11 protein-coding genes are annotated in these 12,326 nt (G+C 73.1%); 6 read left to right on the top strand and 5 right to left on the bottom strand.

The features are described 5' to 3' along the window. Positions 1-227: 227 nt before the first annotated feature. From ACZ7L1_RS23835 to yczE, 3 genes are read right to left on the bottom strand one after another with little or no spacing between them, the layout of a single operon-like run. A complete protein-coding gene (locus ACZ7L1_RS23835; RefSeq protein ID WP_471439928.1) occupies positions 228-1,574 on the bottom strand; it encodes an MFS transporter in 1,347 nt (448 codons plus the stop codon). Positions 1,575-1,618: 44 nt separating this feature from the next. Beyond that, positions 1,619-2,386 carry a glycerophosphodiester phosphodiesterase gene (locus tag ACZ7L1_RS23840; protein WP_471439930.1) on the bottom strand — a complete coding sequence of 256 codons (768 nt, stop codon included), beginning with the start codon at positions 2,384-2,386 and terminating at the stop codon, positions 1,619-1,621. Beyond that, entirely contained in the window at positions 2,383-3,030 is a 648-nt protein-coding gene (yczE, locus tag ACZ7L1_RS23845) for a membrane protein YczE (RefSeq protein ID WP_471439932.1), read from the bottom strand. The genes ACZ7L1_RS23840 and yczE overlap by 4 nt, the downstream gene beginning before the upstream one ends. Before the next feature lie 142 nt (positions 3,031-3,172). On the opposite strand from yczE, the gene ACZ7L1_RS23850 reads away from it, so the two are divergent. Further along, entirely contained in the window at positions 3,173-4,684 is a 1,512-nt protein-coding gene (locus ACZ7L1_RS23850; RefSeq protein WP_471439934.1) for an SCO1417 family PLP biosynthesis transcription factor, read from the top strand. A gap of 25 nt (positions 4,685-4,709) precedes the next feature. Here ACZ7L1_RS23850 and ACZ7L1_RS23855 read toward each other — a convergent pair whose 3' ends face one another. Together ACZ7L1_RS23855 and ACZ7L1_RS23860 are read right to left on the bottom strand one after the other, a co-directional pair. Then, positions 4,710-6,353 carry an ATP-binding protein gene (locus tag ACZ7L1_RS23855; protein ID WP_471439936.1) on the bottom strand — a complete coding sequence of 548 codons (1,644 nt, stop codon included), beginning with the start codon at positions 6,351-6,353 and terminating at the stop codon, positions 4,710-4,712. A 36-nt stretch (positions 6,354-6,389) separates the two neighbouring features. Continuing rightward, the gene (locus ACZ7L1_RS23860; RefSeq protein WP_263228856.1) at positions 6,390-6,584 is read right to left on the bottom strand and encodes a hypothetical protein; all 195 of its coding nucleotides are present in this window, start codon (positions 6,582-6,584) and stop codon (positions 6,390-6,392) included. Positions 6,585-6,885: 301 nt separating this feature from the next. Here ACZ7L1_RS23860 and ACZ7L1_RS23865 point away from each other — a divergent pair, with 301 nt between their 5' ends. From ACZ7L1_RS23865 to ACZ7L1_RS23885, 5 genes are all read left to right on the top strand, one after another. Then, positions 6,886-7,278: an ankyrin repeat domain-containing protein gene (locus ACZ7L1_RS23865; protein ID WP_389000899.1), complete on the top strand. Its 393-nt coding sequence runs from the start codon at positions 6,886-6,888 to the stop codon at positions 7,276-7,278. 300 nt (positions 7,279-7,578) lie between these two features. Further along, entirely contained in the window at positions 7,579-8,997 is a 1,419-nt protein-coding gene (locus tag ACZ7L1_RS23870) for a HEAT repeat domain-containing protein (protein WP_471439938.1), read from the top strand. 139 nt (positions 8,998-9,136) lie between these two features. Further along, complete coding sequence (locus ACZ7L1_RS23875; protein WP_471439940.1) at positions 9,137-10,264, top strand: glycosyltransferase family 4 protein; 1,128 nt, start codon at positions 9,137-9,139, stop codon at positions 10,262-10,264. Continuing rightward, on the top strand, positions 10,261-11,472 hold the full coding sequence (locus tag ACZ7L1_RS23880; RefSeq protein ID WP_471439942.1) for a glycosyltransferase: 1,212 nt from the start codon (positions 10,261-10,263) through the stop codon (positions 11,470-11,472). Before ACZ7L1_RS23875 ends, ACZ7L1_RS23880 begins: the two co-directional genes overlap by 4 nt. Then, entirely contained in the window at positions 11,469-12,323 is an 855-nt protein-coding gene (locus ACZ7L1_RS23885; RefSeq protein ID WP_471439944.1) for an SGNH/GDSL hydrolase family protein, read from the top strand. The genes ACZ7L1_RS23880 and ACZ7L1_RS23885 overlap by 4 nt, the downstream gene beginning before the upstream one ends. Positions 12,324-12,326: the final 3 nt, after the last annotated feature.

Here is a 12,326-nt window from a genome sequence, read left to right on the forward strand (position 1 = left end):
CGCTGTCGTCGTCATCCGGTCAACGTCCGGTCGGCGGTAAAGATTCCCGTTCCGAGTCCCGTTCCGGGTCATGCGTCGCCGTCGTAGCCGCCCCTTGTTGTACCCACCGGCGCCCGGTTTGTCACATCTGCTAGCAGATGTCACCCAGCGTTTCGGCTCCTTTGACGCGCAGTAACGGTACGCCTGGCAGGCCAAACGCGTACACTACCGCCCTTTGTCCTCGGACGCTAAATCCTCTCGGGTACCGGATTGCCCGCGTCGCGCACCGCCTCGCGCACCGGAACCCGGGCCAGCAGCACGAACCCGAGGGCGAAGAACGCGACCAGCGAGATGATCGCGTCCCGGTAGCTGCCCGTCAGCTGGTACGTGACCCCGAACAGGAGCGGGCCCAGCCAGCTCATGCCGCGGTCGCTCATCTCGTACGCGGAGAAGTACTCGGCCTCCTTGCCGGGCGGGACCAGATGTGAGAAAAGCGACCGGGACAGCGCCTGGCTGCCACCGAGGACCAGCCCGATGCAGGCCGCCAGCGCGAAGAACCCGGCCGGCGCGCCCGCGGGCAGGAAATACCCGGCGGCGAGCGTCGCCGTCCAGGCGACCAGCGAGCCGAGCACGGTGCGCTTGGCGCCGTACGTCCGGGCCAGCCTGCCCATGCCCAGCGCGCCGCCCACCGCCAGCACCTGCACCAGCAGCACGGCGGCGATCAGCGTCGACTGGCCGAGACCGAGCTCCTGGGAGCCGTACACCGACGCCTGTGAGATCACCGTCTGGATGCCGTCGTTGTAGATGAGATACGCCAGCAGGAAGGCGAGGGTGAGCGGCGTGCGGCGCATGTCCCGGACCGTGGCGGCCAGTTGCCGCCAGCCGTGCACCCTCGCAGCCGTGGACGTCGTACGGCGGTCGCGCAGACGCCTGAGCGGGATCAGGGTGAAGGCGCCCCACCACAGGCCCGCCGAGGCCAGGCAGATGCGGACCGCCGTCGACTCCGAGACGCCGAAGGAGTCGTGGGCCGTGAACAGGACCAGGTTCGCGATCAGGACCAGCGAACCGGCCGCGTAGCCGAAGGCCCAGCCGCGCGAGGAGACCGCGTCACGCTCCTCGGGTGGGGCGATCAGCGGCAGATACGAGTTGTAGACCACCATCGAGACGGCCACCGACGCGTTCGCGACGATCAGCAGCAGGCCGCCGATCAGATACCGGTCACCGTCCAGGAAGAACAGGCCCGTCGTGGCCGAGGCGCCCAGATACGCGCACAGAGCGAGCAGCGGCTTCTTGCGGCCGGTGCGGTCGGCCGCCGCGCCCGCGAGCGGCATCACGACAATCGCCACGACGACCGAGGCCGAGACGCAGTAGGCGAAGAACGAGCCGGCACGCACCGGAACGCCCAGCGGGTGGACATATCCGTCCGCGTCCGCCGCCGACTTGGCCACCGAGGTGAGATAGGGGCCGAGGAACACGGTCAGCACGCTCGTCGAATAGACCGAACACGCCCAGTCGTAGAAGTACCAGCCGCGCTGTTCGCGCCGCCGCTCGGCGGCCTCGTCGCCGGCCTGTGCCCGCACGGTGTCGGTGCCCACCCGTGCCCTCGCTTCCCCGTGGAACGTGATCGCGCGCGGGGCTTTCAGGCCCAGGTGCCCCGTTCTTCGAGGACCTTGCGCAGTGTGTCGATGTGATCGGTCATGATGCCATCCACTCCCAGGTCCAGGAGCCGGTGCATGCGGTCGGATTCGTTGATCGTCCACACGTGCACCTGCAGTCCGAGCGCGTGGGCGGTGCGCACGAAGCGGCGGTCGACCACGGGGACGCCCGACTGGGACTCCGGTACCTGGGCGGCGACCGCCGAGCGGCGCACCGCCACCGGGATGCCCCAGGAACGCAGCCGCAGGTTGAGGACACCGCGGGTGCCGTAGGACGTCGCCAGGCGCGGTCCGGCCAGGCGCTGGGCGCGCACCACGCGTGCCTCGGAGAACGAGCCGACGCAGATCCGGTCCCAGGCGTCGGTGCGCTCGATGAGGTCCAGCAGGGGTCGCAGCGCGGGCTCCGCCTTGACGTCCACGTTCCAGCGCACCTCCGGGAACTCCTCCAGCGCGTCCTCGAAGAGGGGCACCGGCTCGCTGCCCGCCACGCGCGCGTGCCGCACGTCCTCCCAGGGCAGGTCGGCGATCCGGCCCGCGCCGTCGGTCACCCGGTCCAGGGTCGCGTCGTGGAAGGCCACCAGCTTCCCGTCGGCCGTGGCGTGCACGTCCGTCTCGATATAGCGGTAGCCCGCCGCCACCGCGCGCCGGAACTGCGCCATGGTGTTCTCCAGGCCGTGGGCCGCCCCGCCCCGGTGGGCGAAGGCGATCGGGCCGGGATGGTCGAGGTACGGGTGGCGTATGAGGGTGGTCACGGACGCAGTATCGCGCGCTCCGGTTGCCCGGCGGCAACGACCGTGCTGCGCCCCGATGCCGCGGGGGCGGCGAACACGCGCAGGAAGAACTGGGCGAGCGGTCCGATGGACAGCGCGTACACGACGGTGCCGATCCCGACGGTGCCACCGAGGGCGAAGCCGGTCGCGACGACGATGATCTCCACGGCCGTGCGGATCAGCCGGATCGAGCGGCCCGTGCGCCGGTGCAGTCCGGTCATCAGGCCGTCACGCGGGCCGGGACCGAAGTCGGCGGCGATGTAGAGGCCGGTCGCCACGCCGTTCAGCACCACACCCGCGACCAGGAGGGGCGCGCGGACGGCCAGTGAGCGCACCTCGGGGAGCACGGCCAGGGTGGCGTCCATGGCGAGACCGATCACCAGGACGTTGGAGACGGTGCCGAGTCCCGGACGCTGCCTCAGCGGGATCCACAGCAGCAGGACGGTCGCGCCCACGATCGTCAGTACGACACCCATGCTGAGCCCGGTGAGCTCGGACAGACCCTGGTGCAGGACGTTCCACGGCTCCAGGCCGAGACCCGCCTTCACCAGGAGGGCGGAGCTCGCGCCGTAGAGGGCGAGACCGGCGTAGAGCTGGAGGAACCGCCGCCCGAGACGGCTCCTCATGGACGTGTCAATGGACCGGTCGCCCGGTGCGTCGGCAGACAAATCGTGCCCCCCTGTGGTGGTAGTGGCCTGGCGTATGTCACTCTGTGGCTTGGAATGCGAAGCCATCCATGGCCAATTCCGGGAAGGTGGACTGGGACTCATGGCGCAGTGGACTTCGGCGGTGGGCGCGGCACAGCTGGCCCGGCTGCTCACCTCCCAGCAGGACCGTCCCGCCGGCACCGGCACCGGCACCGGCAGCCGCCGGCCGCCCGCCTATCGGGCGCTCGCGGACGGCATCCGGCTGCTCGTGCTGGAGGGCCGGGTGCCGGTCGCCGCCCGGCTGCCCGCCGAGCGGGAGCTGGCGCTCGCCCTGTCGGTGAGCCGTACCACGGTCGCGGCCGCGTACGAGGCGCTGCGCACCGAGGGGTTCCTGGAGTCCCGCCGCGGAGCGGGCAGCTGGACCGCCGTCCCGGCCGGGAACCCGCTGCCGGCGCGCGGCCTCGAACCCCTCCCGCCCGAGGCGCTCGGCTCGATGATCGACCTGGGCTGTGCCGCGCTGCCGGCGCCGGAGCCCTGGCTCACCCGTGCCGTGCAGGGTGCCCTCGAGGAACTGCCGCCGTACGCGCACACGCACGGCGACTACCCGGCGGGCCTGCCCGCGCTGCGCTCCATGCTCGCCGACCGCTACACGGCGCGCGGCATCCCGACCATGCCCGAGCAGATCATGGTGACCACCGGCGCCATGGGTGCGATCGACGCGATCTGCCACCTGTTCGCCGGGCGCGGTGAGCGCATCGCCGTCGAGTCGCCGTCGTACGCCAACATCCTCCAGCTGATGCGGGAGGCTGGCGCCCGGCTCGTCCCCGTCGCCATGGCCGACGGGCTCCGCGGCTGGGACCTGGACCGCTGGCGCCAGGTGCTGCGCGAGGCCGCACCGCGGCTCGCCTACGTCGTCGCCGACTTCCACAACCCGACGGGCGCGCTCGCCGACGAGGACCAACGCCGCCGCCTGGTGGAGGCGGCCCGCTCCGCCGGGACGGTCCTGGTCGTCGACGAGACGATGAGTGAGCTGTACCTGGAGGAGGGGCTCGAGATGCCGCGTCCGGTGAGCAGCTTCGACCCGGCGGGCTCGACCGTCATCACCGTCGGCTCGGCGAGCAAGGCGTTCTGGGCTGGCATGCGCATCGGGTGGGTGCGGGCCGCCCCCGACGTCATCCGCAGCCTGGTCGCGGCCCGCGCCTACGCCGACCTGGGCACTCCGGTCCTCGAGCAGCTGGCCGTGAACTGGCTTCTGAGCACGGGCGGTTGGGAGCAGGCGGTGGATCTGCGGCGCGGCCAGGCCCGGGAGAACCGGGACGCTCTGGTCGCCGCGGTGCGCAAGGAACTGCCGACGTGGGAGTTCTCGGTGCCCCGGGGCGGCCTGACGCTGTGGGTGCGCACCGGCGGCCTGTCGGGCTCCCGTCTCGCGGAGGCCGGGGAACGGGTCGGTGTCCGGGTTCCGTCGGGGCCGCGCTTCGGCGTGGACGGGGCGTTCGAGGGCTATGTGCGACTGCCCTTCACGGTGGGCGGCGCGGTGGCGGAGGAGGCGGCGGTGCGTCTGGCCGCCGCCGCCCGCCTGGTCCAGACGGGCGCGTCGGGGTCGGCGGAGGCACCGCGGACGTTCGTGGCCTGATCAGAGGCCCGGTGCGGGGCTGCGGTCAGCCCTCCACGGCCAGCGCCTCCGTCGGGACCGACTCGACCGGTGCGCCGCGGTCGGCCGGTTTGCCGAGGTCGATCGGTGGGCTGGAGTCGATCGGTGCGCTGGGGGAGGCCGGTTCGCTGGGGGAGACCGGTTCGCTGCGCGGGGGCAGCAGGCCGAGGACCGCCTTTCGGTGTGGTTCTGCGGCGGTGTCGTCGTACGGGTCCGGAGTGGCCGGTACCTGGAGGCGGTGGACCGGGCCCGAGCCCAGGCGGGCGTAACCACGGCCGGGCGGTACGTCCTTGACGGGGGTGGTGTGCGGCGGCGTGCCGAGCACCGCCTCCAGTTCGCCGGGAGCCGCCGGGCCGAGCACCACGCGCGCGCGGGTGTGCTGCCGCACCGCGTCGGACAGGCCGTCCAGGGCGTCCACCTGCTCGGCGACCACCACCGTGACGTTCGCCGCGCGGCCGTGCCGCAGCGGAACCTGGAGCAGCGCCTGGGGATCGGCGCGGCCGTCGGCGGCGGCCAGGTGCCCGAGGACGGTCGGCCGGTCGAGCAGAATCCACAGCGGACGCCTGACGTCGTCCGGCGGGGGGTGCCCGGCCTGCCGGGCGCGGTTCGCGGCGATCAGCCGACGCTCCGTCTCATGGGTCGCCCACTCCAGGCTCGCCGCCGCTCCCGCGAGTCCGGACTCCACGGCGAGCACCCCGCCCCGGCCGGTCAGGAACGCGTACTCGCCGGTGTCGCCGCCCTCGACGATCAGCACGTCCCCGTACTGCAGCGCCTGCAGGGCGATGGAGCGCACCAGCGTCGTCGTACCGCTGCCGGGTGTGCCCGCGATCAGCAGGTGCGGCTCGGTGCACCGCGGACCCGTGCGCCACAGCACCGGCGGCACGTCGCGTCGCTCCTCGCCGTGGGTGAGGGGGAGCGTGCGCTGGACACCGGTGGGGTCGGTGAAGCCGAGGACCGTCTCGCCGGGGGCGGTGACGAAACGCTGCGCGGCGATGTCGGTGGGCAGGGGAGGCAGCACGGTGACCGTCAGTTCGTTGCCCTCCTCGTCCCAGGCGAAGTGGTACTCCCGGCCCCGGCCCGACTTGGCGTGCAGAAGCTGTTCGATCCTGGCCCGTGATGCGGGCTCGCCGTCGGTGAAGTAGGCGGGATAGCGGATGACGAGGCGGGAGACGCGCCCGGTGTCGTCGAACTCGCTGGAGGAGAAGACCCGGGTGAAGTCCCCTCCGTGCGCGTACAGCGGAGCCGGGTCCTCGGCGGCCGAGAAGTACGGCACCAGGGCCTCGTAGAGGGCGCTCAGCCGCTTGGTCTGCGCGGGGTCCGGGCCCGGCGGCGCCGTCGGCCTGCTTTCCCGGCCCGTCCAGGCCGACGCCGCCATCAGCGTGATGGCGGCGAGCAGCGGCCCGTACGGCATCAGCGCCACGACCAGGATCACCGAAGCCACCAGGAAGAGCAGCGGTCCCCGCCCGTCCTTCGGCGTGTCCGCCCACCTGCGCCGCCCGGCTGCGGCCAGCCGGCGCAGGCCGCGCGTGATGGTGATCAGCGGGTGGAGGACGTCGGTGGCGCCGCCGGCCGCCGCCCGCGCCAGCTCCCGGCTGCGGGCGATCCGGTCGCCGCCGTTGCTCAGAATGCGGGGGAGGGGACGCCGAACCACTCGTTCTCCTGGGGGTGTGTGCGGACGGGGGCCGGGTCAGAAATTGATCCCACCGAGGAGGCCCGCGAGACTCGCCCCGCCGGCCTTGATGCTCGGCGCGATGGCGGTGCTCGAGAGGTAGAACCCGAAGAGCCCGCAGGTCATCGCGTGCCGGCCCTTGAGACCGTCCTTGCGGCAGAACAGGAAGACGATGGTGCCGAGCAGCAGGACGCCCGAGATGTTCAGAATCATTTGCTCTCTCCTGGTTCGTGGGGGCAGTCACCATGAGTCCTTCCAGGCTCACAGAATGTATCCATACGATAAAAGGTGCAACTGGGTGAAATTCACTGGATTTCCCTCGGTCGGCCGAGCCGCCTGCACCCCTTGACCAGCGCTGAAACCCGCCACAGGCCTCGTCGGGATCTTTGCCTAGTACGGTGCCGGTCATGTGATGCGGAAGCCAGTACGCTGGCGATTCACCCATACGGGGCACCAGTCCAGGCATCCTTGGGGCATCAGTACCAGCAGCCGTAGTGGAGAGGCGGTCCGGCCTATGAGTGAAGCCCCCGACCCCGAGGTCGTGGAGCTCGCGACCAAGATCTTCGATCTGGCGCGCCGAGGCGAGACCGAGACGCTCGCGGCATACGTCGACGCGGGCGTTCCGGCCAACCTCACCAACGACCGCGGCGACACCCTGGTGATGCTCGCCGCCTACCACGGCCACGCCGACGCCGTCCGGGCCCTGCTCGAGCGCGGCGCGGAGGCCGACCGGGCCAACGACCGAGGCCAGACACCGCTCGCCGGAGCCGTCTTCAAGGGCGAGGCCGAAGTCATCCGGGCCCTGCTGGACGGCGGCGCCGACCCGGCCGCGGGGACGCCCTCGGCGATCGACACCGCCAAGATGTTCGGCAAGACGGACCTGCTCGAACTGTTCGGCGCACACTGATCCGAACACACTGACCAGCGGAAACGACCAAAACGGGGGAGGCGGTACCGGACCGCCCGAAATAAGGTCGCGGCAGCGCGAGGGCCCGGGTCATCATGACGTCGTGATTCACGGACGCGACGGCCGGGCAGGTGATGCCGCACCGCGCGGACCGTGATCGGTCCCCACGGGCCACCAACGAGAGGCAGAGGAAAATGGTCTTCAGCAAGCAAGAGACGGCGGGCGCCCCGACGTGTTGTCACGCGGCCAGGTGATGCGTGTCCCCCGGTTGCGTCGACGCTTGATGTGAGGCTGTTTCCCATGTTCGAACCGGTCATAGCGCCCAGCGGTACGCTGCTCGGCCTGCTCCAGAGGGGCCGTGGCGACGGCACACTGCACGCGCTCACCGCCCCCCGCGCCGAGGCGCTCGCGGCCCTCGATCACTGTGTGCTGCGCGACCCCCGCCACGACTGGCAGGTGGAGAACCGCTCCCTGTACTACGCCCGGCTCTACCTCGACCTGGGCGGCGAGCTGGACGCCATCGAGGCGCACCTGTTCAGCGCCGAGGACGTCCTCGAGGCGGACGAGTGCCGCACCGGACTCGCGCTCGCCGTCCTCGGGCACCTCGCCTCGTACGGCAGGCGCGACGCGCTCCAACTGCTGCGCAGGTACGCCGCCTCGGGCTCCAACTGGGCCTGGGCCCTGGACGAGCTCGCCCTGCGCGACGACGACGCGGGCCTGCGCGCCCTGGCCGCTCCCGTGCTGGCCCGCTTCCCGGCCGACCCCGAGGGCGAGGCCGAACTCGCCGCCGCCGTCCGGGACGCCTTCGAACCACGGCCCTGGCGGCTGTGGGCCGACGACCCCCGCGAATCCATCGCCTCACGCGTGCGTGCCGCACAGGAGGCCGGCTGTTTCGACCGCTGGCAGCGGCAACTGCGGCCCCAGGGACCTCGCCCGGGGTGGAGCGTGCAGGCCGTCTTCGACTGGGCGCAGCAGGGCATCGAACGCGGTGCCGCGTTGCACGTGCCCGCCGCGCGCTGCCTCACCGCCGTCGCCGGTCCCGAGGACCGCGCCGAGATCGTCGAGGCCGCCCGCTCGGGCGGCGACGGAGCCCGCTCGACGGCCCTGCGATACCTCGCCGACAGCAACGATCCTGACGCCCTGGAGCTCATCGAGGATGCCCTGACCACAGGTTCCGCGCTCGTCGTCGACGCGGCCGTGGACGCCTTCGAACGCATGCGCAGTCTCGCCGCCGTGGACCGGGCCCGGGGCTGGGCCCGCCGGCCCGACGCCCTGGGGGCCGCCGCCGGGCGCATGCTCGCCTGCCGTGGTGGTGCCCAGGACAGCGACCTGGTCCTCGAGGCGCTCCGGGAGGCGGTTCGGGGCGAGGGCCCCGATGCGCCGACGCTGTGGACCCTCGTCGACGGCGCCGGACGGCTGGGCATCGCCTGCGCCGCACCCGTCCTGCGCCATGTCTACCGAGAGACCGCGTCGTCCCATCTCCGGGGGCGAGCTGCCCGCGCGCTGGCCGCCACCGACCCCTCCTTCGCCTCGGGGTTCGCCGTCGAATGCCTCTGGGACTGCGAGGAGTCCACCCGCGAGATCGCCGCACGGCACGCCGAGACGGGAGACGCCCGCGTCGTGGAGCGGCTGCGCCGGCTCGCCGCGGATCCCGCCGAGGAGGCCGAGGTGCAGACCGCCGTACGCAGCCGGATCGGGCCCGACATGCCGGCCGTGTGAACATCCGGTGACCCGCGCGTCAGGAGTGCGTGGACACGGGTGGACCTGCTCGGCTGTGCAGCTCAACGCTCATGGGACGTTCCCCGGCCGGAAAGATCGACGTTGACGTGGCCACGTCCGGCGCGGCGAGAACACGGGTATGCGTGTCGTCATCGTGACCGAATCCTTTCCCCCCGATGTGAACGGCGTGGCCCACTGCGCGCTGCAGACCGCCCGGCACCTCGTCGATCGCGGTCATGTTCCCCTCGTCGTCGCTCCGGCCACAGCAGCCGGCACCGGGCCCGACGCCCTCGCGCCGTGCCCCGTCGTCCGTGTCCCCTCCCTACCGCTCCCCGGCTATCCCCAGGTGCGCGTGGCACTCCCCAGCCGACGCGTCGCCGCGGCCATCACCGAACACCGCGCCGACATCGTGCACCTGGCCAGCCCCTTCATCCTCGGCGTCCGCGGCATGGCGGCCGCCGCCCGGCTCGGCATTCCCGCCGTCGCCATCTACCAGACCGACCTCGCCGGCTACGCCCGCACCTACATGGGCGCCGGCGAGGCAGCGGCCTGGCGACGCATCCGCTCCGTGCACGCCGCCGCCGACCGCACCCTCGCGCCCTCCAGTGCGGCCCTGCACGACCTGGAGGCACACGGCGTGCCCCGGGTGCAGCTGTGGCCGCGCGGCGTCGACACAGTCCGTTTCCGGCCAGACCTGCGGGACGAGGCGATCCGCCGGGAACTCGCCCCGAACGGTGAGCTGATCGTCGGCTACGTCGGCCGGCTCGCCCCCGAGAAGCACATCGAACTCCTTGCCGGCGCCTGCGGTCTTGACGGCGTACGCGTCGTCGTCGTGGGCGACGGGCCGAGCGAGACCACCCTGCGCGCCGCCCTGCCCGGCGCGGTCTTCCTGGGCCGCCGCACAGGCGACGAACTCGCCCGGATCTTCGCCTCGCTGGACGTCTTCGTGCACACCGGCCCCTTCGAGACGTTCTGCCAGACGGTGCAGGAGGCCATGGCGAGCGGCGTGCCGGTCGTCGCGCCCGCCGCGGGCGGCCCGCTCGACCTGGTGGCCCACGGCCGCACGGGACTGCTCGTGCCGCCCGGGGACGCGGCCGCCTTCCGGGACGCCACGTGGTCCCTGGCCGCCGACCCGGCGCTGCGGGCCGCCTACGGGGCCGCCGCGCGCACCCTCGTCGAGGGCCGCACCTGGGCTGCCGTCGGCGACCAGCTCATCGGCCACTACGCGGACGTGCTCGCCACGCGCAGGACGGTGGTGGCGGCATGAGCTTCGCCACCGAGCGGACCGGCGCCGGGCTGCGCATCGTGCGGCTCGCCAACTTCGTCGCCCCGGCGTCCGGCGGTCTGCGCACCGCGCTGCGCGAGCTGGGCAAGGGCTTCAAGGAGGCCGGGCACGAGCCGGTGCTCATCGTGCCCGGCGAGCGCCACACCGACGAGACGACCGAGCAGGGCCGGGTCATCACCCTGCCCGGTCCGCTGCTGCCCGGCACCGGCGGCTACCGCGTCCTCGTGGACAAGCGCCGCGTCGCCGCACTCCTGGAGGAACTGGACCCCGACCGTCTGGAGGTCTCCGACCGCACGACCCTGCGCTGGACCGGCAAGTGGGCCCGGCGCGCCCGGGTCCCCGCCGTGATGGTCTCCCACGAGACCGCAGACGGTGTTCTGCGCACCTGGGGCCTGTCCGAGACCATGTCCCGGCGCGCCGCCGACGCCCTCAACATCCGTACGGCGCACACCTACGCGCGCGTGGTGTGCACCACGGAGTTCGCCGAGCGGGAGTTCGTGCGGATCGGCGCCCGCAACGTCGTACGGGCACCGCTGGGCGTCGACCTCGACCAGCGGCACCCGGCGCTGCGGGACGCGGGGCTGCGCACACGGTACGCGCGCGGGGACGAGACGCTGCTCGTCCTGTGCTCCCGGCTGTCCGTGGAGAAGAAGCCCGGCACGGCCCTGGACGCCCTGGAGGCCCTGCTGCACCGCGGACGGCGGGTGGTGCTGGTGGTCGCCGGGGACGGGCCGCTGCGCGCCCGGCTCGAACAGCGGGCCGAGGAGCGGCGGCTGCCCGTCACCTTCCTCGGCCACGTCGCCGACCGGGACCTGCTCGGCGCGCTGCAGGCCACGGCCGACGTGTGCCTGGCCCCGGGACCCGCCGAGACCTTCGGGCTCGCCGCCCTGGAGGCGATGGCGTGCGGCACCCCCGTGGTGGCCAGCGCCCTGTCCGCGCTGCCCGAGGTGATCGGCTCGGCCGGGGCGACCGCCGTGAACACCGGTGATGCCTTCGCCGACGCGGTGGAGCTGCTCATGGAGCGGTCCGAGTGCGAGCGCCGGGAGACGGCACGCGCGCGTGCCGAGTGCTTCGGCTGGAAGGCGGCGGTGGACGCGTTCCTCGCGGCCCACGACGCCCTGCCGTTCGACGCTCCGACGGCGGTCGGTGACGCCCGCCCGCGGGAGGCGGCCCGGGAGGGCGCGCGATGAGACCCCTGCGGTTCGTCGCGCTCGGCGACTCGCTCACGGAAGGCGTGGGAGACCCCGTCGGGGACACCTGGCGGGGGTGGGCCGCGCTCCTCTCCGACGGGCTCGCCCCGGCGGACAGCCCCGCGGAGTTCACCAACCTCGCCGTCAGCGGCGCCCAGACCCGGGACGTCCTGGAGCGGCAGACCCCGGCCGCGCTCGACCTGCGCCCCGACGTCGTCTCCGTGGTCATAGGCGTCAACGACACCCTGCGCTGCACCTTCGACATCCACGCCGTGGCCGCCCGCCTCGACCGGGTGTACGCCGCGTTCCGCGCTCAGGGCACGGTGCTGCTCACGGCCTGCCTGCCCGACCCGGGCACGATGCTGCGGCTGCCCGGGGCGCTGGCGCGCCCGTTGGCGCGGCGGCAGCGGGCCGTCAACGCGGTCGTGCACGCGCTGTCCGAACGGCACGGGGCGGTGCATCTGCACGGGGCGGACGGGGACTGGATCAGCGACCGCGCGATGTGGAGCGCGGACCGGCTGCATCCGGGGGAGCGCGGGCACCGGCAGCTCGCCCTGCGCTTCCACGCGCTGCTCGCCGAGGCGGGCCTCGCCACCGGTGCCGTGCCCTCGGTGGAACCCGAGTTTCCGGCGCCGAGCCGCTCGGCGAGCCTTTGGTGGCTGGCCACCGCCGGGACGGGCTGGGTGGTCAGGCGGTGCACCGATCTGCTGCCGCAGCTGCTCACACTGGCCGCCGACGAGGTCCGCCACAAGGCCAGGGGGACCAGCGCCCGACTGGACCTGACCGCCTCGCACGCGGTGGCCTCCGCACTGGCCGCGCTGTCGGTCGCGGAGCAGCCGGACGCGGCGTGAGCG

Source organism: Streptomyces sp. NPDC107546 (genome assembly GCF_055639175.1).

What these genes read in the sequence shown, in the direction of transcription:
- ACZ7L1_RS23870 (WP_471439938.1), top strand. Translation starts at nt 7,579, where the DNA reads ATGTTCGAACCGGTCATAGCGCCCAGCGGTACGCTGCTCGGCCTGCTC.
- ACZ7L1_RS23865 (WP_389000899.1), top strand. Translation starts at nt 6,886, where the DNA reads ATGAGTGAAGCCCCCGACCCCGAGGTCGTGGAGCTCGCGACCAAGATC.
- ACZ7L1_RS23860 (WP_263228856.1), bottom strand. Translation starts at nt 6,584, where the DNA reads ATGATTCTGAACATCTCGGGCGTCCTGCTGCTCGGCACCATCGTCTTC.
- ACZ7L1_RS23885 (WP_471439944.1), top strand. Translation starts at nt 11,469, where the DNA reads ATGAGACCCCTGCGGTTCGTCGCGCTCGGCGACTCGCTCACGGAAGGC.
- ACZ7L1_RS23880 (WP_471439942.1), top strand. Translation starts at nt 10,261, where the DNA reads ATGAGCTTCGCCACCGAGCGGACCGGCGCCGGGCTGCGCATCGTGCGG.
- ACZ7L1_RS23875 (WP_471439940.1), top strand. Translation starts at nt 9,137, where the DNA reads ATGCGTGTCGTCATCGTGACCGAATCCTTTCCCCCCGATGTGAACGGC.
- ACZ7L1_RS23850 (WP_471439934.1), top strand. Translation starts at nt 3,173, where the DNA reads ATGGCGCAGTGGACTTCGGCGGTGGGCGCGGCACAGCTGGCCCGGCTG.
- yczE (WP_471439932.1), bottom strand. Translation starts at nt 3,030, where the DNA reads ATGAGGAGCCGTCTCGGGCGGCGGTTCCTCCAGCTCTACGCCGGTCTC.